The organism is Agrobacterium sp. 33MFTa1.1, assembly GCF_004328495.1.
GTDB lineage: Bacteria > Pseudomonadota > Alphaproteobacteria > Rhizobiales > Rhizobiaceae > Agrobacterium > Agrobacterium pusense.
Genome location: NZ_CP036359.1, coordinates 1935191 through 1956064, shown reverse-complemented (window position 1 = coordinate 1956064; position 20874 = coordinate 1935191). Strand labels below are relative to the sequence as shown.

Here is a 20874-nt window from a genome sequence, read left to right as displayed (position 1 = left end):
GCTCACCTCAGTTTCGGATTGAGCGCATCGCGCAGCCAGTCACCCAGAAGGTTGACGGTGACGACGAGCAGGCAGAGTTGGAAGACAGGGAACAGCACGATCCACCAGGAGCCGGAGAACAGGAACTGGTTGCCGATACGGATCAGCGTGCCGAGCGACGGCTGGCTTGGTGGCATGCCAATGCCAAGGAAGGACAGCGTCGCTTCCGTCAGGATCGCCATGCCGAAATTCAGCGTGGCGGCAACCATGATCGGCGTTAACGTATTGGGCAGGATATGCGCCGCCATGATGCGGCGGGCGGGCACGCCGATCAGCTTAGCGGCCTGAACATAGTCCTTGCCGGTTTCTACAATCGCCTGTGCACGGACCGTTCGCGCATATTGCACCCAGGCGGAGAGCGCGATGGCGAGAATGAGCACGGCGGATGCACCGACCTCACGCAGATTGTCGGGCAGCATTTGCCGCACGACTGTCGACACGAGGATGGCAACCAGAATGGTCGGGATGGACAGCGTGATGTCACCGATGCGCATCAGGAGGCCATCGGCAAAACCGCCGAAGTACCCCGCCACCAGACCTGCCGTCATGCCGATGACGAGCGAAAGCAGCACGGAGGCGACACCGATGACGATGGAGATGCGTGTGCCGTAGAGAATGGCGGAGAGCATGTCGCGTCCCTGCGTATCCGTTCCAAGCAGAAACGGCCATTCGCCGCCCTCCTGCCAGATCGGCGGCAGCTCGGCCTTCCACATGTCCAGCGATGCACCGTCATAGGGATTCTGGGGCGCAATCCACGGCGCGAAGACAGCTGCGAGGATCAGGATTGCGAGAATGAGCGCGCTGATCTTGGCCGATTTACTGCGGCTGAACGACCAGTAGAGGTCGCTATCGCGCATGCGGCTGAAAAGTGACCGACGGGCGGTTTTTTCCGTTTGCGAAAGGTCTGTCATGAAACTGGCTCCCTTCGGTCAGCGCGCGGTGCGCAGACGCGGATCGATGACGGCATAGGCGATATCGACGAACGTGTTGAGGACAACGAAGATGAAGGAGATGATGCAGAGATAGGCCGCCATGACGGGGATATCGAGGAAGGTAACCGCCTGAATGAACAGCATGCCCATGCCCGGCCACTGAAACACCGTTTCCGTGATGAGCGCGAAGGCGATGAGCGAACCCACATTCATCGTCGTCAGTGTCACCACCGGCATCAGACAGTTGCGCAGCGCATGACGGAAGTAGATCCGCCAGCGCGGAATGCCGCGGGCCCGTGCGAACTTCACGAAATCGGACCGCAGAACTTCAAGCATTTCAGCCCGCACCAGACGCATGACGAGGGTGATCTGATAAAGCGAAAGCGCGATAGCCGGAAGAATGAGCGCAGCACGCCCGGACGAGGTCAAAAGCCCGGTTGACCACCAGCCGAGCTGAACGACATCGCCACGGCCAAATGCCGGTGCCCAGCCGAGGGAAACGGAAAAGACAAGAATGAGAAGAATGCCGACAACGAAGCTTGGCAGGGACACCCCGACGATCGACAGGAACTGCAGACCTTCCGTGTACCACTTCCCGCGCCGGATCGCCGTCAGAACACCCAGAGGCAGGCCGACGACCAGAGAGATCACGGTGGCAACCAGCACCAGCTCAAGGGTCGCGGGGAACCTTTCCGCGATCAGCGGCAGCACCTGCTGGCCGTTGCGGTAGGAAACGCCGAAATTGCCCTCCGCCGCGTCTTTGACGAACCGCAGATATTGGGTCGGCAGGCTGTCATTGAGGCCGAGCCTCTCACGCAGGGCTGCACGATCCTCCTGCGAGGTCTGTTCGCCGACCATCAGCTCGACGGGATCACCCGCCAGCCGAAAGATGAGAAAGGCGATAAGCGCAACGGAAAGCATGACCAGCACGGCATTTCCCAAACGCTTGATGATGAATACCAGCATTGTTACCTCTCGGACGCGAGCCTGAGCCGCGCAGGCTTTCAGGTTCGATCATTCTCTTCCAGAGATGGGCAAAGGTTACGCGGCGTGTAGGAACCACGAACACAGTGCAACTTTGTCGACAATTTTTGACACGGTTTCGTCGGCTTCACATCCAGTCAAATGAACTGGTGCGTGCTCGAATGTCCGCTGAAACAGGTGAGGCGCTCGGTCCAGTGGCCGGCGCCTCGCTTGCTGTCCGTCTTATTTGTCGAGCTGGGTCAGCCAATGGCGTGGCTTGTTGTCGGCGCGGAAGTCGACGCTTTTGACCTTGGCCAGCATAGCCCACGCAATCGGCTGCTGATGCAGCGGAACGAGCATGGTCTCGTCCTTGGCGATTTTCAGCGCAGCTTCTTCGAGCGCCAGGCGTTTCGTATTGTCCTGCTCCTGCGCCGCCTGCGCAACAAGCTTGTCGATCTCGGGATTGGACCAGCCGCCATAGTTGGAGACGCCCATCGCGCCCTTGCGGGTCGAGAGGATCTGCGACAGCATCGAGAAGGCGTCAAGAGTCGGCTCGTTTGCCCAGCTGAGGTTGAAGACGTCAGCCTTGCCGCCATTGCGCTTAGGTGACTGCACGGAACGTGGCGCAATATCGATGGTCGGCTGGAAACCGCCACGCTTCAACATGTTGGCAACGCCCGAGCAGATATCCTCTTCGTTGACGCTCTCGTCATTCATGCAGGTATAGGTGAAGGCAAGGTTCTTCATGCCCGCATCGGCAAGCAGCTTCTGCGCCTTGGCCGGATCGGCCGGCTCGAACGTGTCCAGCGATTTGGCATAACCAGCGATCTCAGGTGCGATCAGCGAGCCGGACGGTCTTGCAAGACCACGCATGACTTTTTTGTTGATCAGGTCACGATCGATGGAGGCTTCGAAGGCCTGACGAACGCGCAGATCATTAAAGGGGTTCGGCTGACCGTTTTCCAGTTTTTCGCGGCGGTTGAAGCCAATGAAAAGCGTGCGAAGCTCGGTGCGCTTCTTGACCGTGATATTGGGCGAGGATTCCAGACGCGGCAAATCCTGGATCGGGGCGGAGTCGATCAGGTCGATTTCACCTGACAGCAGTGCCGCGACGCGTGTTGCCGCAGATGCGATCGGCACGAATTCGATGCGGTCGAGATTGTGCTTCTTCTGGTCCCACCAGCCTTCATTGGCAACGAGAACAGTCTTGCTGTCGGGAACGCGGCTTTCGAGCTTGAACGGGCCTGTGCCATTGGTGTGCATGGTGGTGTAGCCATCGACCTTCGACGCGAAGTCGGTAGGCTTCTCGCTATTGTTATCTTTCAACCACTTGGCGTTAAAAATGAAGATATTGGTTATGTCGTTCAGAAAGAGAGAAGTCGGTGCGTTGACATCGAGGTCCACCGTGTAGTCGTCAACTTTTTTGACGCCAGCGTAAATCGGGATATTGCCCCGCAGCGGCGACGTCGCGTCCGAAGCGCGCGTGAAGGATGCGACGACATCATCGGCGGTGAAGTCTGCACCGTCATGAAATTTCACGCCCTTGCGAAGGGTAAAGCGCCAGGTCTTTCCATCAATCAGCTTCCACTCGGTGGCGAGTGCCGGCTCGATCTGGAAGTCCGGTCCGTAGCGGACGAGACCCTCGTAGATATGATTGAGAAAAGCGAGGTTGGATGTGGACGGGACCGAATAGGGATCGAGCGAATAGAGATCGGCGCGACCGCCCCAGCGAAGGGTCTCCGCGCTGGCGGGAACGGCAATGGCGGCAGCAGCCATGGCCGCCAGGACAAAACTTCTGATACGGGACATTTGATCCCCCCTTTTTATTGATCGTTGGAAACCGGCACGGGTCCGGTCAGGCAGAAGGAGTATTGTTTCGCTGAGGCTTATTGTCAATAATATTGTTGACAATTATCGTACTCAAAATCGCAAGTTTTTGAATACGAGTTTAAGCGAGGAGGAGAGAATATGACAGGCTTTCTGCTGCGGCACGGAACGATCGTTACGGTCGACAAGGAGCGGCGCATTATTGAGAGCGGGGCACTGGCGATAGAAGGCGACAGAATTGTCGACATCGGCACTGTGGATGAACTTGACCCCCGCCACAGTGATAAGGCGGTTATCGACTGCAGGGGAAAGCTTCTCATTCCTGGCCTGATCGATGCCCATGGCCACGCGGGCCACGCCCTTCTTCGCAGCATCGCAGCGGACACCAATGCGATGTGGATGAAAATCATCACCCCGACCTATTACCACTACGTCACCCGCGACTACTGGTATGCCGACGGGCTGATTTCCGGCATTGAACGGCTGCGCGCCGGGGTGACGACCGGGGCCAGCATCATCACTTCGATGCCACGCGCGGATGACCCCGTCTTCGCCATCAACCACGCCCGCGCCTATAGCGAACTCGGCCTTCGCGAAATCATCTGCGTCGGGCCGTCAGGCCTCCCATGGCCTCATCCGGTCACACGGTGGGAGAGCGGTCTACCGGAACGTCGCGACGTTAGCTTCGACGAGATGATGGATGGCAGCGAAGCGGTGATCGAAGCATTGCACGGCAGCGCCGATGGCCGCATCAGCGTTTTCCTGACGCCTTTCACCATCGCACCGTCGGTCGAACCCTCCAATGCATCTACGCCGGACCAGGCAGTGAAACTGACAGAGGGTGACAGAATGCAGGCCCGCCGGATACGCGAGATGGCGCGCAAGACCGGTGTCAGGCTTCATTCCGACGCCTTTGCCGGGCAAATCCGAATGGCGTTTCAGGACAAGGAAAATGCCCTGCTTGGCCCTGACATTCACCTTCAGCATTGCTGGGGTATCTCCCACGACGAAATAGACATACTGGCCGAGACCGGCACACGCGTGACCCATGCGCCGCCGGGCCGCGCAACTCCCATCATGGAAATGATGTCAAAAGGGATTCGTCTCGCCATCACCACTGATGGCGCAGCTCCAAGCCGCCATTTCGACATGTTGCAGACGGCGCGCCTGGCACAATTTACGCAACATCTCCTGCACAATCACGACCGCTACCTGCTTCCGCCGGGCAAGATCTTAGAGATGATCACGATCGATGCCGCCCACGCTATCGGCATGGAGGACGAGATCGGTTCGCTCGAGATCGGCAAGAAGGCTGACGTCGTCATCATCGACATGCGCAAGCCGCATCTGATGCCCATGTGGATGCCGGTCCACCGTCTGGTACATCAGGTCCTTGGTAGCGATGTCGATACCGTCTTCGTGGACGGTAGATTGCTGATGGAAAATGGGCGGGTCCTGACATCAGATGTCGACGCCGCGCTTACCTTTGGCCAGCAAGAAGCCATGGCGCTGGTCGAGCGCGCCGGACTGAAAGCACACATGCATGATCCGGGCTGGGGCCGCCTACTGCGCACGTTCGACGAACCCGTGCTCCCTCCCCGTCCGCCGGCGGATGCGAGATTCCGCGCCGCCGACCAAGGGCCTGTTCAGGATCACCAATCGACGCGGGATCACTAATCAACTGGGGTCGGCAAGGTCTCTTGGACTTCTTGCCAACATCATGACAAAGACTCCCCGGCCAGGAGAGGACCGGGGAGCAAACCTGACATCATGTCAGGAACTTTGACTGGAGCTAGCACTCACCCGTTCAAGAAACGGGGTGGATCTGAGTTGTCTAACCCGGTTATGCTGTTTGTCAGGCTCTGTTAGAACGAACGCTCGAGACGAACGAAACCGGTCCAGCTGTCGCCACCACCGTTTACGCCCTTCTTGCCATCCACATCCTGATAGGTGACCGCAACCTTGGTGGAGAGACCAGAGGTGATCTTGTAACCAGCAGCGACGCCAGCGCGCCACGCATCGCGGCTGCCAACGAAGTCGTTGTAAGCGCCGATGTCGATCGTGCCGAAATACTGGAAGCCGGGGGTGATGGTCAGCTTGTCAGTTGCCTTGATGGCGTATTCAGCAGCAACAGTCCACTCGGACTCTTCGTAGTAGTAGTTGGCGCCGGAAGCCCAAGCACCGGAGATGCCGAGCGTGCCGGGACCGATGTCAGCAGTGATGATTGCACGGATTGCACCGTTTTCCTGGTTCGTGTCGTAACCGCCAAGCAGGTTGGCCTTAACGCCGCCGATCTTTGCGCCGATGATGGCGCTGATGCCAACATCGTTCGTGTTGGTCTGGAACTTGCCGCCCTTCGTAACGCCGAGTTCGGAAGTGCCCTTACGCGAACCTTCGAGCTCCTCAACAGCGGCACCGACGTAGAATGAGCCGGCGTCGTAGGTGTAACGGATAGCGTTCAGACGGGTGCGGTTGGAGCTGAGCTGGTCATACTCACCGGAGAGACCGTCGTCCCACCAGTTGTAGTAGAAACCGACTTTCAGGCCGCTGAGTTCGATGAAAGCCTGATCAAGAACGAAGTTGCGGTCAGTATCGTTGTCGGCCTGACCGCGCAGACCGATGTAGCCACGCAGGGCGCCGAGTTCGGTGTCGGTACGGGTGTCAATGTTGAACTGGGCGCGGGTGAAAGAGTCCCAGTCAGATGTACCGGACTGGTTGCGACCGAACTCCGTCTGGAAACGGATGTAACCGTCGAACTTCAGGCACGTTTCGGTGCCGGGAATGTAAAAGAAGCCGGTGCCGAAAGCATCGCAGACGCGAACATATTCCATGGGCTCGGGCTCAGCGGCGACGATGGCGTCAGCGGCCTGTGCGCCGGATACTGCTGCGAGAGCGGCAGCGGAGCCGATCAAAAGGCTCTTGATGTTCATTTGTAATCTCCAGTCAAAAATTTTTCAACGAATGCGCAAATTTGTGGGCTGGTCTTTTCCCTGCCGCCCGCTTCCCTGCGCTGATCAGCAAATGACAGAAATCGCGGGGGAGTCGCAATTCAAATCTCCGGATTTAAAATACAACACGATTACGCAATCACACTGCGTAGTAAAATTACAACAAATATAAAGTTTAAAATATAAAAATACGCTTATGTACATTGGGAAAATAAGATTTGTTGGATATTTAATTTACGATAATATTCTAATATGACGAGAGTAGTAACAATATTGCTGCGGCAGGAGCCCAACAGCTCACCTTGAATAACAACGGTGATGTGACAATGGCCGAGGCTGGTGCAGTGAGTGCGCGAGGCGGCGATACCCGACCCGAAACTCGCGCGTGGTACTTCGATTCCGTTCGGATAACGCGGCGGGCGGTGGATCGGCGATTACAGCGGTTGGCTGGAAGAACCGGTTGCAAATGTGGACATCGCCTTCAGCATGCCCTCGATCTCGCCAGCCGCCACGGGGCGGCCGAAATAATAACCTTGCCCGTAGGGACAACCGGCAGCGCGCAGAAAGTCAGCCTGCTCGGCCGTCTCCACGCCTTCGGCAATGACATCGATGCCCAGTGAACCGGCAAGCTGGATCATGATCGAAACAATGGCGCTGTCTTTGGTTTTTGCCGGCAGATGCGTGAGGAACGAGCGGTCGATCTTCATGCACGAAAGAGGGAATGTCTTGAGCATGCCAAGACAGGAATAGCCGATGCCGAAGTCATCCAGCGCCAGGCTGACGCCCATCTGCTTGATGGCGCGCATGATGCGCACTGACGTGTCGACGTCCTGAATGATGAGCGTCTCGGTAATCTCGATTTCCAGCAGCGAAGGTGCAAGGCCGGTTTCCTTCAGTACCGAACTGATCTGGTCCGCCAGGCCGGCCTGAAACTGCCGGGGGGAGATATTGACTGCCATTTTGACAGGCGACAATCCGGCAGCCATCCAGTCTCGCGCCTGACGGCACGCTTTTTTCAGAATGCTCTCCCCGAGCTCCACGATGAGGCCGGTTTCTTCCGCAAGGCCGATGAATTCCGCAGGCCCAAGCAGTCCCTCCACCGGGTGCTGCCAGCGCACCAGCGCCTCCACCCCACTGATGCCGCCGGTAAGGAGATCGACCTGCGGCTGGAAATGCAGGATGAATTCATCCCGTTCCACGGCCCTGCGCAATTCCTCGATACGCGTGACCTTCTTTCTCAAATCGTCTGCCATGCGCGGCGAGAAGGTGGCGATACCGTCCCGACCATTATGTTTCGCCTGATACATGGCAAGATCGGCAGCGGCGACGATCTCCGCCGTGGTTTCCCCATGTTCCGGAAAAAACGCCACGCCGATGCTGGATGTCGCCTTGATATCATAACTGCCGATGCGCAGCGGCTGTGAGACCGCAGCCTGGATGCCATGAAGCCGGGTTTCGAAACCGACCCGTTGTTTCTCCAGAATGACAACGAACTCATCCCCGCCCACCCGCAACACGAGATCGTTTCGACCAAGGCTCCCTGCAATGCGCGCCGCCGTCTTCGAAAGCAGCGCATCGCCGACGCTGTGGCCCAGCGTGTCGTTGATCTGCTTGAAATTGTCGAGGTCGAGAAAGCAGACGGCGATCGTCCGCCTGGCTTTTGTCGCGGCCGCCAGAACTTCCGGCAGCCGTGTATCGAGAAAACGGCGATTGGGGAGCCGGGTCAGCATGTCGTGATCGGCCAGAAAGGCGATATGTTCGGCAGCACGTTTGCGGTCGATAGCGAGCCCCGCCATGCGTGCAGCCGCACCGATAAACTCCACCAGTGCCGGGTCTGGCTGGCGGGCCGCGAGCATGCACCAGACAAAACCGTGCGCCTTGCCGTCGCTGGCGGGAATATCGAAGCTGAAGGCCGTGTTATCGGCGGGGGAAATGAGGCTGTCAGGATCGCTGACCGAGGAAATCAGCGCCGTCAGCCCCGCATGCGGAGCGAGTGCCGGCGATGCATAAACCGAAGGTTCACCCGTAGCGGCGTCGAACACCCGTACGGCACAGGCAAGCCCCGTGGCGAGATTTTCAATCGCCTTGACGAATTCCTCGAGGAAATCCTCGATACGCGCCGCCGCGACAATCATTTCGAGAATGCGCGCCTGCGTCTGCAGCAGCCTTTCGGATGCCTTTTTCTGGGTTATGTCCCTAGAAGCGCCGACCACCCCGATGATGTTGCCGGACTTGTCCCGCAGCGGCACGCGCGACATCATCAGCCAGCGGTCAATATCGCCGCGCATGGCCCGCTCTTCGTAACCGAGATCCGGTTCTCCCGTGCGCATCACCCGTGCCTCGGTGTCGGGAATGCCCGCCCGTCGCGCTGCTTCGCCGTGAATATCGTAATCGGTGAGGCCAATCAGCTCCTCCACCGTGTCAAAACCATTTTCCTTGACGATTGCGCGGTTCGCAAACAGGAAACGACCTTCCAGATCCTTGGCATAGATAAAATCCGGCACGTGGTCGATCATCGCTTCCAAAAGCACATGCCGGTCGGATGGATTGCTATTGTCACCTGTTGCGGTAGAGGCAGATGGCCCTGTGTCGCGCTTTTTTTGCGATATCCGGTTCTGCACGGGTGTCTTCGGGCCCTTGGGACGCACCTATCCGCCTCATCACTTTATAAGAGAGCAGAATAGTAGGATTATACATATTATATAAATATGAACGAGGGGCGGAGATAGGGTGGCCAGTGGCCGTCTGTACGCTTGCGGCGATGAAATAGCGCCTGTCTCAGGGAAAAACGGCGCGGATAGAAGCCGCGCCGCCAGAATTCTGGCATCCAGCAAGGCCCGTCACACCACCGGCGTCGGCAACTCCCTGCCGGCAAAATGCGCATCGAGATTGGCAATAACAAGGTCTGCCATGGCCCGTCGCGTCTGATGCGTGCCGCTGCCGATATGTGGGGCGAGCGTGACGGTTTCGAAAGCAAACAGCGCATCCGGCACACGCGGTTCATCCTCGAAGACATCAAGCGCAGCACCTGCGATCACGCCGTTCGAAAGTGCCTCAATGAGCGCCTTCTCATCCACCAACGAGCCGCGAGCCACGTTGACAAGCACACCCTGCGGGCCAAGCGCGTTCAGAACCTCGGCACCGACGATATGACGCGTTTCGGCGGTGGCCGCTGCGGCGATGATCAGCACGTCACAATTAGCGGCCAGAGCTTCGATGCTGTCATAATAATCATAGGCGACATCGCGACGATTTCTCGCGGTGTAGGAGATATGCGCATCGAAACCTTCGAGCCTCCTGGCAATCGCCTGACCGATGCGGCCGAAACCGAATATGCCATAGCGACGACCGGCCACCCGGGTGGAAAGGCCCATGTCGCCCATCAGCCATTGCCCGGTGCGGACATATTGGTCTGCCTGCGGCAGCCTGCGCGCCTGCGCCAGAATAAGGCCCAGAGCAAGATCCGCGACGTCGGCCGTCAACACGTCAGGCGTATTGGAAACACGAAAGCCGCGCCGCTTCGCTTCAGCCAGATCGACCTTGTCGAAGCCGACGCCGTTGATGGCAACGATTTCAAGCTTTGGTAACGCTGCACCAATATCCGCCGGCAGGCCGATATGACCGCCGGTGACGACGCCGCGGATCGCGCCGCCTTTTTCAGTAAGGAAGGCGGCCCTGTCTGACACTTCGAACAGGCGATGCACGGTGAAGCGCTGCGCAAGTTCTTCCTCCAGTGCCGGGATGAGCGGGCACAGCTGCACGATTTCAGTGGTCATGGATTTCCCTTTGTGCCGGTGAACTACTTCACGTCGGCCTTGACGAATTGCCGGAGTTCCGGCGTTTGCGGATTGGCGAAGAGTTCGGACGAGCGGCCCTGCTCCCAGATCTTGCCCTTGTGCATGAAGATCGTTTCGGTCGCCACGCGCCGCGCAAAGGCCATCTCATGCGTCACCAGGATCATGGTCATGCCGTCTCTGGCGAGGTTTTCCATGACAGTCAGCACTTCCTCGGTGAGTTCCGGATCGAGCGCAGACGTCACCTCGTCGAACAGCATTACCTTCGGCCGCATGGCAAGCGAGCGCGCAATCGCCACACGCTGCTGCTGGCCGCCGGACAGCTGGTCCGGATAGGAATCGAATTTCTCCGAAAGACCGACGAGCTGCAGAACCTCGCGGGCGATATCCTTGGTTTCCGATTTTGCCACGTCCTTGACGATGCGCGGCGCAAGCATGATGTTTTCACCCACCGTCAGGTGCGGGAACAGATTATAGCTCTGGAACACGATGCCGACATCGGTGCGCAGCTTCCGCAGGGCCTTGGCATCTTCACCAATCGCATGACCGGCAATTTCGATACGTCCGGAATTGATCTTTTCCAGCCCGTTCATGCAGCGCAGCAGCGTGCTCTTGCCCGAACCCGAGCGGCCGATGAGGGCGAAGACTTCACCACGGCCGACCGTCAGCGACACGCCTTTGAGGACTTCCAGAGCGCCAAAGCTCTTGTGAACGTTTTCAACGATTACTTCCGGCATGAAGCCTCCTTTCCAGCCAACGCGACAGCTGGGATAACGGGTAGCAGACGATGAAATAAAGTACGGCCACCGCCACGAAGACGCGGAACGGCTGGAACGTGGCATTGTTGATGAGCTGCCCCGCTCTCGCCAGTTCGACGAAACCGATGATCGATGCGATGGACGTGTTCTTGACGACCTGGACGGCAAAACCGACGGTCGGCGGCAGCGAAATTCGGATCGCCTGCGGCAGGATGACGTAGCGATATTGCTGGGCGCGGGTGAGAGCGAGCGACTCCGACGCTTCCCATTGCTGTTTCGGCACCGCCTGGATGCAACCGCGCCAGATTTCCGCGAGATAACCCGATGTATAGATGGTCATCGAGGCGCCGGCGGCAAAAAGCGGCGGCAGTTCCAGCCCGGCAAGGCTGAGGCCGTAATAGGACAGGAACAGAATCATCAGCACCGGAATGCCCTGAATCACCTGAATGTAGGTGCCGGCGGCAATCCGGAGCGCCTTGAAATTCGAGGTGCGGGCGAGCGCTACGAAGAAACCGACGATACCGCCGCCAATTAGCGCAATGATCGTCAGAAGCACGGTCCATTGCAGGGCGGTCAGCAGGAAGCCGAATTCGTTCCAGCCGAAAGTTCTAAGGGTCATGACTGCACCTCCGGCAAAGCGGTCATCGTCTTGCGGGCCACGCGGCGACCGAACAGCCACATGCCGACAAGGGCAAGGATGAGCCGCAGGCTGAGCGCCAGCGCCAGATAGATGAGCGTGACGACGATGTAGACCTCGAAGGAGCGATAGGTCTGCGATTCCACGAAGGCTGCAGCGGCGGCAAGCTCATGGGTGGAGATGGCCGAGCATATGCTCGATGCCAGCATCATCAGCACGAACTGGCTGCAGAGCGATGGATAGACCTTGGCAATAGCAGGCACGATGATGACGTGGCGATAAATCTGGTACTTGGTGAAGCCCAGCGCCTCACCCGCCTCGATCTGCGACTTGTGCACCGCCTCGATGCCGGCGCGGATGATCTCCGTCGAATAGGCGGCAAGATTGATCGTCATGCCGATCAGCGCCGCCGTATCCGCCCCTACCCTGAAGCCGAGACCCGGCAAGCCGAAATAGACGATGAACAGCTGCACGAGGAACGGCGTGTTGCGGATGACTTCGACATAAGCATCCACGATGATGCGGACGATTCCACCATTGATGGAGCGCAATGAGGCGAGAAGAATGCCGAAAGCGCAACCGAGCACGATGGAGAAGACCGACAGTTTGATCGTCAGCCATATACCGTTCAGAATTTCATTCTGATATTGGGCGAGCGCGCCGAATTGGAATGTATAGGACATGCGTCACTCCGTTGACATTTCCCGGCCCGCCGAACGTATTCCCGGCGGGCGCGTTGAAAGGCTCAATCAGAAGCTTGGCAATTGCGGCAGCGGGCGACCGGTCCATTTCACCGAGATGCGGTCGAGATCGCCGGACATCTTCATCAGGTAAATGGAGGTGTTCAGCCACTGGCGCAGCTCGAAATCCTCAAGCTTGGTCGCCATGGAATTGCCCTGCTGGAAGAAGGTGAACCCGACCTGGAGACCGGCCTCCGGGCGCTGCTTGATGATTGCTTCACCAACCGTGGACGGCAGGGCGACGGCATCCACCTGACCCGCGAGCAAAGCCTGGGCGCTGGTGGAATCGTCTTCGTAAACGACGATTTCGAGACCTTCGACATTGGCCTTGCGCAGCGCGGTTTCCTGTGAGGAACCGCGGTTGACCGACACGCGCTTGCCCTTGAGGCTGTCGAGATTTTCGAATTTCTGGTCCTTGCCGGAGATGATATCCATGTTGAAGGCGCTGTATGGCTGCGTGAACATCACAGTCTTGGCGCGTTCGCCGGTCGGCGCAAGCGTCGCGACGAGGAAATCGACCTTGCCGGTCTGAAGGGCCGGAATACGCGCTGGAGGCGTCAGCGGCACCAGCTCCACCGGCAGCGACAGGTAGGAACCGATGAGATTGGCGACATCGACGTCATAACCGGAAGGGTTACCCTTCTCATCCACCATGCCCATCGGCGGCGCGCCCGTGAGAACACCGATCTTGACCTTGCCGCGCGCCGTGATCTCGCTGAGCGAGACGGCATGGGCCGACGTTGTAGCCGCAAGCGAAGCTGCGGCAACGCCAACAGCAACGGTCATGTTTTTCAGAAATCTGGATATGCTCATGGTTTCTCCTCCAACCCAAATAATAGCTGCCCAATGCAGAACAGCGGCCTTCGCAAACCGAAAAATGTTCTCGATAACATTCCTAGTCGCCTGACTGAAAACTCCTCCCAAGAAACTGTGAAAACACAAAACCAGATGAATCTCTCATGAAATTCAATCATTTATGATGATTATCGATTTTCCTCTCTTCGACGTCGCTTCACGTTCTTGGCAGGATCAATAATGCATGTTATCGGTATCATTGCAAGTCCGATCTACAGAACTGTTTCGATCGGCATTCATTTCGGGAGGAAACATGTACACACGCTCGGCAATTTTCGAAGGCAGGATTCACGCAGGCCGGGAGGAGGAGTTTTTTCGCATCGTCGAGGAAAAATTACTGCCTGTCTGGAAGCGCATGCCGAATGCGCAGGCGGTGCGAGTGATGCGTACGGAGCGCACGGACCCGGACGCGGCCCAGATCATCATGGTGCAGGAAATCGACTATCCGTCGATGGAGGCCGTGGAGGAAGCGCTGGTCTCGCCGGTCCGGCTGGAAGGCCGGGTACTGACGGATGAGATGATGAGCATGTGTGACGGGCGTTTCTACCATCTGGTCTATAGCCGCGTCGCATAAATCCGGTGCACGTCGCATTGATCTGCAATCATACGGCGTGCTTTCCCTTGGTATCTTCGTGTATGTCTTGTCGTGAACCGGTCTTCATTCAGCCGGATTGTAACTGGGGAGACATGCTTTGGTGGAGCGCACGCCTTTGGCCGCAGCGTTAGTCACGTCAAAAAAAGCAACCATGAGCGACGTCTCAAAACTTGCGGGCGTCTCCAAGATGACCGTCTCGCGGGTGCTGGCCGATCCCGCTCTGGTGTCCGAGGAGACGCGCCAGAGGGTGATGAAGGCCATTGAGAAGCTTGGTTATGTGCCTGATCGAATCGCCGGTTCGCTTTCCTCTCGCCGCACCAATTTCATCACCGCCATCCTGCCGACACTCACCAACTCAAACTTCGCCGACAGCGCTCAAGGCCTAGCCAATGCGCTACGCGCCGCCGATTACCAATTGCTGATCGGTTACACCATGTACGACCTGCAGGAAGAAGAGCGCGTCATCCGCACCATGATGGAGCGCCGTCCCGACGCGATTGTCGTGGCCGGCACGGTGCATACCAAGATGGCAAGCGAAGTGTTGATGCGCGCCGGTATCCCGATCGTTGAGATCTGGGACGTGCCCGAGCATCCGATTGACCACGCGGTCGGTTTTTCCAATTACGAAGTGGGAAGAACCGCCGCCAAACACCTGATATCGCTTGGATTCAAGAGGATCGGCGCGCTTGGTTCCAGGGCCGATGGTGATGTGAAGGACTGGCGCGGCGAAAGCCGCCTGCTCGGTTTCGGGGCGGCCCTGCGCGAAGCCGGCATCGCCGATGATCTCATCATCCGCGAGGGCAGCGCGCCGGTCTCATACGATCACGGCGCGAAAACGCTGGGCTCCCTGTTGGCGAGGGCGCCAAATGTCGAAGCCATCTTCGCCGTCTCGGATATTTCCGCTGTCGGTGCGCTGATGGAATGTCATCGCCGCGGCATTCATGTGCCCGATCAGATTTCCATTCTCGGCTTCGGTGATTTTGACATTGGCAGACAATGTTATCCGGCGATTTCAACGATACGGGTCGATGCGCAGATGATCGGCCGCAAGGCCGGCGAGTTGCTGCTTTCGATATTGGAGGCAGAAAAGGATGCCGCTGTTCCCGAGGGTGCGCGGGTGGATGTCGGCTTCGAGCTGATCGTGCGGGAGACGACGAAGCGGTTGGGCCGGTGAAGCTTTAGCCCTGTTGGAACGAGCGGGTACCGCTTCTTTCTTCTCCCCATCTCGACGTCGTCCTCGGGCTTGACCCGAGGATCCATGGTAACGCCGGAAGGTGGATCCTCGGGTCAAACCCGAGGATGACGGAGGAGGTCTGGAGAGGGTCTTACCGCGCACCCCAGGTATCCGTCAGCCGATACCCCTCCGGCCATGGATCCGACGGATCGAGCATGTGCTGGTGTATTCCGGTGATCCAGCCGCGGCCGGAGATTTCCGGCAGGATGGCTGGACGGTCGCCAACCTTTGTCGTCCCAAGAATGCGGCCCGTGAAGGTAGAGCCGATCAGCGACACCGCCGTCAGCGTTTCCCCTTCCTTCATTTCGCCGCGTGCATGCAGCACGGCCATACGGGCTGAAAGCGCCGTGCCTGTCGGCGAGCGGTCCACCTTGCCCGGCTGGATGGCGACGGCCGCCCCTGCCCGCAGGCCTTCGGCCGTGCGTTCCACCTTGCCGGCGAACAGGCAGAAGGAAAAATGCCGCCAGTCTGGGTTTTCGGGATGATCGAAACCCAGAGCCTTGTTGGCGGCGTTGGTGATGCGCACGCCGAGGCGGGCAATCTCGTGCGCCTCTTCCGGTTTCAGGCTGAAGCCCATTGCTTCGGCATCGACGATGACGAAACTGTCGCCGCCGTAGGCTGTATCCACTTTGAGCTTTCCAAGGCCTTCGACCTCGAGTTCGGCATCAAGCTTCGCGGCGAAGCTTGGCAGGTTCTGCACGAAAATACGCTCGGCCTTGCCGTTGCGGCATTCGGCCCGCACCTTCACCAGCCCGCCGGGAGCTTCCAGCAGCATATGGGTTTCCGGCTCCTGCATCGGCACGATACCGCCATCGAGAAGGACGGTGGACACGCAGATGGAGTTAGAGCCGGACATGGGCGGCGTATCCTCCGGCTCCATGATGATGAAGGCGGCATCCGCATCAGGATGTTTCGGCGGAACCAGCAGATTGACGTGGCGGAATACGCCGCCGCGCGGCTCATTCAGCACGAAGTTGCGCAGCGTCTCATCACGGGCGATGAAACGGCTCTGTTCCCAGATCGTTTCGCCTGGTGGCGGCTTGACGCCACCGACAATCACATCCCCCACCTCGCCTTCCGCATGGGCGGAAATGACATGAAGGGTCTTTATACTGCGCATTGAATTCTCCTCACGAAAGCCAGGCGGGAAGACGGGAAGCGGCACGGCCGGTCAACGCGCTCTCGACGCAATCGGCAAGGCTACCGAAGCGCACCGCGCGGCCGCTGAGGCCGGGTCCATAATGGGCGTATTTGCCGGAATTGGTCATCAAGGCGCGCGTCTTCGTCGGGAAGACCGGCTCGGAAATAGAACACCAGCAGAGGTCAGGCAGTACCTGCACACCGCTATCCTTCAGGCTTTTCAACGTGCCGTCGTGGGCAGCTGCATCGATGACCTGCTGGCCGGCTGTGACGATGACGGCGACATCCGCATGGCGCTTGCGACCGTTGAAAACGGCCGCAAGGGCGCGGCACTCCTCCAGCGACGCGTGGGGACTACCGATGGCGACCAGTTGCACCTCCTCCGGTCCCTCGTTGAGCAGCGACCACCCGGCCGCCATATCGGCAAGCGAAATGCTGACCGTGTCCGCCGTTTCCAGAGGCGCGATACCGGCTTCCGGGGTGACGCCCTCGATATGCAGCATGGGCGCTGCGGAGGTAGTGCCGAAGGCAGCGCAGAGCGCTTTCAAATCATCCCGCGAGGGTTTCGCAGCCCCAAGCCCGCGCAGCAGCGGTATGCAATCGGGGGCAGCCTTGCCGGCGAGATAACCGACGAGCGGCCAGAACGCATCGTCTATCCCTTGCGGCAGCATCACGTCCACGATGCGCTGCGGCCGGCGATTTTCCTCCAGGTAAACACCCGAAAGCGGCGTCCTGCCCGTCATCGCGATACATAGATCGAGGAAATCGGGATGTTTGGCAGTGCGTGCACCAAGCACCGTATTGGCAAAAATCACCGCGTTCGATTCCGCCCAGGCAATCGATTCACCCGCGCCCGGCGCGCTGTCGAGCAGGTAAGGCGAACAGGTGAAGGTAGGCCGACAGCCCATGCGCACATAAGCATCCGCCAGTCTCGCCGCCGGATCGCCGAAATCATCCGGCACGCCCTGTGCCCGCCAGTTGGCCTTGTCCACCGAAATGGCGTTCATGGTCGTCGGCACCCGGACCTTGCCACCCATCTCAGCCATTTTTTCCGCGAAAGTGACATTGGCGGGGCTGGCATAGATGCAGCCGTCAATATGGCCCTGTGTGACATTAACGAGCGCGGAAGCGCCCTGCTGGGCTGCCATGGCGACAATGATGCGCATGGCCTGGCGCACGGCGATGCCGTCGCGCCCTTCCAGCATCGCGCGGTCGTCACCCGTGAGATCGAGACGGGCAGTCGCGGGATGCGCTATGGCAAGCGAAAGGCCATCGGCCTCGATGCTGTTTTCATCGGTGCGAACATGGGCCGCGCGGGAAAAGCGGGCAAAATTTTCGGGGTCGAGACGGACGACCGGCAGCGCCCGCTCGAACATTTCCGCCGCGACAAGTGCGCCCAAGGTCAGCACATCCTCCGCCTCGCAGAAAACGAGAGCGGATGGCGCCCGGCCCGTTAGAATAAGGTCGAGCAAAACGCCAGACCCGGTGCACGAGCCCCGGCTGGTCGGCATGAAGAGAACGCCGCCGGTGAGACTGACGCCATGCAGCGGGTGATGCACGTCGATCACCCTGCCGGTGGCGGGATCGACACCGCCCCAGAAACTCAGCGCTTCCGTCGTGGCGATCACGGGGCCTTCGGCCGCACCGGTAAGAATGCTGCGGGCTTGCGGAACGGCAGAAGACATCGAAAATCTCCCTAAGGCATTTCCGGTAAAAGCGCGTCGCGCTTTGCGCCCCGGTAAATGCGTGAAAAAGTGCTAGAGAATTTTTGCGTTTCGGGGAAAAGCCGAAATCCTCTAGAAACGTTGCGGCGAAAAAGCGCTTGTGTCGATGGCGGGTTTTTGCCCCGTCAGAATGTCGGCGACGATGCGCGCCGTACCCGCAGATTGCGTCAGCCCCAGATGTCCGTGGCCAAAGGCGTAGACCACCCGCGCCGTGTGTCGCGCATGCCCAATGGCCGGCAGACTGTCCGGCAGCGAGGGGCGAAAGCCCATCCACTGCTTGCCGCCTTCGGTTTTCAGGCCCGGCAGGAAGGCTTTCGCCTTGGCCAGCAGCGCTTCGGATCGGGCAAAATTGGCCGGAAGCTCCAGCCCGCCCAACTCGACCGCACCGCCGACGCGGATGCCGGAGGAAAGCCGGGTAACGACGAAACCATGGCCGCCGAAGGTCACCTGGGTCCGCAGATCGAATGCGCCTGAAGGCAAGGTTGTATTATAGCCCCGTTCCGTTTCCAGCGGAATTTTTTCCCCGAGCGAACGGGCAATGCGGTGCGAAAAGGCGCCTGCCGCCAGTACCACCCGGCCTGCCTTGCGCGTGCGGCCGTCATGGCTAACCACCTCGACCCCATCCTCCAACGGCCGGAGCGAGGCGATATCGAGGCATTCGATACGTCCGCCCATGGTGCGAAAATGGTCGGCCAGCGCCAGCGTGTAAAGCCTGGGATCGGCAATGGAATACCAGCCTGGCGTGAACGTGCCGCAGGTGAAGCGCGGTGCGATGCCGGGCTGTATCTCGGCCATCTGCTCGCCGTTCAGATGCCGGAACTCGATACCGTGGCGCTCACGCGCCTTCCAGCCGCCGAGTGATGCTTCGAATTCCGCATCGCTTTCATAGACCTGGAGGTTGCCCTCCTTGCGCAGCATGGCAATGGTGTCGGTTTTTTTGAGGAACGGCTCCAGCTCGGCCCTCGAAAGGTCCATCAGTGCCGTCTGCGCTGCAGTTGAGTACTCCACCTTCGAGGCGGCGCAGGCCCGCCAGAACCGGAACATCCAAGGCGCGATCTTCAGCGCATAGGCCGGCGGCACGCTGAGCGGCCCAAGCGGATCGATGAGCCACTTCGGCGCCTTCCAGAGAATGCCGGGCGACGCGAGCGGCAGGATATCGGTGAAAGCGAAGGCGCCGGCATTGCCGGCAGAAGCGCCCGCCGCCGGTCCCTCACGGTCGATGACCGTGACCGAAAGACCACGGCCCTGCGCCGCGATTGCCGCCGAGAGGCCGACAACGCCGGCCCCGATGACGATGACATCATTTGCAGGCATTACCGAACGCTCGCCAGGAACTTCTGCGTCTCGGGATGCTGTGGTGCGCCGAACAGCTGCTCTGGCGTGCCGATTTCCGCCATCACGCCCTGATGGAAGAAGGCGACGCGGTTCGAGACATCACGGGCGAAGGCCATTTCATGCGTGACGCAGATCATCGTCATGCCCTCATCCGCGAGCATCTTCAACGTGTCGAGCACTTCGCCGACCAGCATCGGATCAAGCGCCGAGGTAACTTCATCGAACAGCATATATTCCGGCGACATCGCAAGTGCGCGGGCAATCGCCATGCGCTGCTGCTGGCCGCCTGACATGCGGTTCGGATAGACCTTCAGCTTTTCGGCAAGGCCGACGTGGGTCAATTGCTTGACCGCAATTTCTTCGGCCTTCTCTTTCGAAATACCGAGCACCTTGCGCGGCGCCAGCATGACGTTTTCAAGCACCGTCAGATGCGGAAAGGCGTTCCATTGCTGGAAGACGATGCCGACCTTGCGGCGCAGCTTGTTGAGGTCGGTCGACTTTGCATGCACCTCGGTGCCATCGATGACGATCTTGCCGCTGTCGATCGGCTCGAGGCCGTTGATGCAGGTGAGCAGCGTCGACTTGCCGGAACCGGAGCCGCCGATGATGGTGACGACCTCGCCCTTGTTGACGGTGAGGTTGATCCCTTTCAGAACCTCCAGCGGGCCGAAGGATTTGCGGACGTTTTCGATCTCAATCATTGGGGGACCACCGTCTTTCGAGATACCCGCCAAAACGGGCGATGGGGAAGCTGATAAGGAAGTAGATGGCGCCGCAGATCATCAGGATGGTCAGCGGTTCCTGCAGGCGGGTCACGAGAATCTGCGAGGCACGCAGAAGCTCAATGAGCCCGAGCCAAAGGACGAGCGCTGAATCCTTCATGACACCCAGCGTCAGGCCGATCCAGGCAGGCAGCGACACGCGCGTGGCAAGCGGCAGAACGATGTACCGCATGTCCTGCGACCAGGTCATACCGAGCGACCGGCAGGCGCGGCGGGTGTTCGAGGGTACCGCTTCGATGCCGCCGCGCACGATTTCCGTGCAATAGGCCGCGGTATAAAGCGACAGAACCACGCAGGAGGTAGTAAAGGGTGGCCAGCCGAGCTTTGCGATCGACTGGAAGGCATTGCCGAGGACCAGCTGGATAAGCAGCGGCACGGAACGGAAGATATCCAGAACGAAGGTGAGCGGCAGGGCCCAGTAAGGCCCGAGCTGGAAGCGGAGGACGCCGAAGATGATCCCCATGATGGTGCCTGCCGTGACGGCGACGGCCGTGACGGCAAGCGTCATGCCGGCACCCTTGGCCAGGAAGGCGAGATCACTCCAGGTGAGAGCGGTTTCAAACATGGCTCA

18 protein-coding genes are annotated in these 20874 nt (G+C 59.3%); 3 read left to right on the top strand and 15 right to left on the bottom strand.

What is annotated here, in order from left to right; all coding sequences use genetic code 11:
- Positions 1–2: 2 nt before the first annotated feature.
- The 3 genes from EYD00_RS22710 to EYD00_RS22700 all read right to left on the bottom strand — a co-directional run bounded on the left by EYD00_RS22710 (position 3) and on the right by EYD00_RS22700 (position 3743).
- Positions 3–950 carry an ABC transporter permease gene (locus EYD00_RS22710; protein WP_004444582.1) on the bottom strand — a complete coding sequence of 316 codons (948 nt, stop codon included), beginning with the start codon at positions 948–950 and terminating at the stop codon, positions 3–5.
- Positions 951–968: 18 nt separating this feature from the next.
- Positions 969–1937, bottom strand: a complete 969-nt coding sequence (locus EYD00_RS22705; protein WP_004444583.1) for an ABC transporter permease — start codon at positions 1935–1937, stop codon at positions 969–971.
- 240 nt (positions 1938–2177) lie between these two features.
- The gene (locus tag EYD00_RS22700) at positions 2178–3743 is read right to left on the bottom strand and encodes an ABC transporter substrate-binding protein (RefSeq protein WP_006700310.1); all 1566 of its coding nucleotides are present in this window, start codon (positions 3741–3743) and stop codon (positions 2178–2180) included.
- A 159-nt stretch (positions 3744–3902) separates the two neighbouring features.
- Here EYD00_RS22700 and EYD00_RS22695 point away from each other — a divergent pair, with 159 nt between their 5' ends.
- Positions 3903–5438 (top strand): amidohydrolase family protein, encoded by a 1536-nt coding sequence (locus EYD00_RS22695; RefSeq protein WP_034497896.1) that lies wholly within the window; start codon positions 3903–3905, stop codon positions 5436–5438.
- A 188-nt stretch (positions 5439–5626) separates the two neighbouring features.
- On the opposite strand, the gene EYD00_RS22690 is transcribed toward EYD00_RS22695, so the two are convergent.
- From EYD00_RS22690 to EYD00_RS22660, 7 genes are all read right to left on the bottom strand, one after another.
- Positions 5627–6691 (bottom strand): porin, encoded by a 1065-nt coding sequence (locus EYD00_RS22690; RefSeq protein WP_034497898.1) that lies wholly within the window; start codon positions 6689–6691, stop codon positions 5627–5629.
- A 452-nt stretch (positions 6692–7143) separates the two neighbouring features.
- A complete protein-coding gene (locus tag EYD00_RS22685; protein ID WP_034498492.1) occupies positions 7144–9318 on the bottom strand; it encodes a putative bifunctional diguanylate cyclase/phosphodiesterase in 2175 nt (724 codons plus the stop codon).
- Positions 9319–9549: 231 nt separating this feature from the next.
- Positions 9550–10485, bottom strand: coding sequence for a 2-hydroxyacid dehydrogenase (locus tag EYD00_RS22680; RefSeq protein ID WP_034497901.1), 936 nt, complete (start codon positions 10483–10485; stop codon positions 9550–9552).
- Positions 10486–10508: 23 nt separating this feature from the next.
- Entirely contained in the window at positions 10509–11240 is a 732-nt protein-coding gene (locus EYD00_RS22675) for an amino acid ABC transporter ATP-binding protein (RefSeq protein ID WP_004444596.1), read from the bottom strand.
- Positions 11221–11880: an amino acid ABC transporter permease gene (locus tag EYD00_RS22670; protein WP_003521700.1), complete on the bottom strand. Its 660-nt coding sequence runs from the start codon at positions 11878–11880 to the stop codon at positions 11221–11223. Before EYD00_RS22670 ends, EYD00_RS22675 begins: the two co-directional genes overlap by 20 nt.
- Positions 11877–12581 (bottom strand): amino acid ABC transporter permease, encoded by a 705-nt coding sequence (locus tag EYD00_RS22665; protein ID WP_022563855.1) that lies wholly within the window; start codon positions 12579–12581, stop codon positions 11877–11879. The genes EYD00_RS22670 and EYD00_RS22665 overlap by 4 nt, the downstream gene beginning before the upstream one ends.
- Positions 12582–12647: 66 nt before the next feature.
- On the bottom strand, positions 12648–13451 hold the full coding sequence (locus EYD00_RS22660) for a transporter substrate-binding domain-containing protein (RefSeq protein WP_004444612.1): 804 nt from the start codon (positions 13449–13451) through the stop codon (positions 12648–12650).
- Positions 13452–13746: 295 nt separating this feature from the next.
- Between EYD00_RS22660 and EYD00_RS22655 the strand changes: the two genes are divergently transcribed.
- Both EYD00_RS22655 and EYD00_RS22650 read left to right on the top strand, forming a co-directional pair.
- Entirely contained in the window at positions 13747–14067 is a 321-nt protein-coding gene (locus EYD00_RS22655; protein WP_006700306.1) for a hypothetical protein, read from the top strand.
- Positions 14068–14239: 172 nt separating this feature from the next.
- A complete protein-coding gene (locus EYD00_RS22650; protein WP_034497903.1) occupies positions 14240–15262 on the top strand; it encodes a LacI family DNA-binding transcriptional regulator in 1023 nt (340 codons plus the stop codon).
- Between the two features lie 151 nt (positions 15263–15413).
- On the opposite strand, the gene EYD00_RS22645 is transcribed toward EYD00_RS22650, so the two are convergent.
- The 5 genes from EYD00_RS22645 to EYD00_RS22625 form a co-directional block, all read right to left on the bottom strand.
- On the bottom strand, positions 15414–16442 hold the full coding sequence (locus tag EYD00_RS22645; RefSeq protein ID WP_034497904.1) for a trans-3-hydroxy-L-proline dehydratase: 1029 nt from the start codon (positions 16440–16442) through the stop codon (positions 15414–15416).
- 10 nt (positions 16443–16452) lie between these two features.
- Positions 16453–18147, bottom strand: coding sequence for a cis-3-hydroxy-L-proline dehydratase (lhpI, locus tag EYD00_RS22640; protein ID WP_034497906.1), 1695 nt, complete (start codon positions 18145–18147; stop codon positions 16453–16455).
- Between the two features lie 111 nt (positions 18148–18258).
- The gene (locus tag EYD00_RS22635; RefSeq protein ID WP_034497908.1) at positions 18259–19500 is read right to left on the bottom strand and encodes an NAD(P)/FAD-dependent oxidoreductase; all 1242 of its coding nucleotides are present in this window, start codon (positions 19498–19500) and stop codon (positions 18259–18261) included.
- On the bottom strand, positions 19500–20222 hold the full coding sequence (locus EYD00_RS22630) for an amino acid ABC transporter ATP-binding protein (protein WP_034497910.1): 723 nt from the start codon (positions 20220–20222) through the stop codon (positions 19500–19502). The genes EYD00_RS22635 and EYD00_RS22630 overlap by 1 nt, the downstream gene beginning before the upstream one ends.
- Positions 20215–20868: an amino acid ABC transporter permease gene (locus EYD00_RS22625; protein WP_034497912.1), complete on the bottom strand. Its 654-nt coding sequence runs from the start codon at positions 20866–20868 to the stop codon at positions 20215–20217. Before EYD00_RS22625 ends, EYD00_RS22630 begins: the two co-directional genes overlap by 8 nt.
- Between the last annotated feature and the right edge of the window lie 6 nt (positions 20869–20874).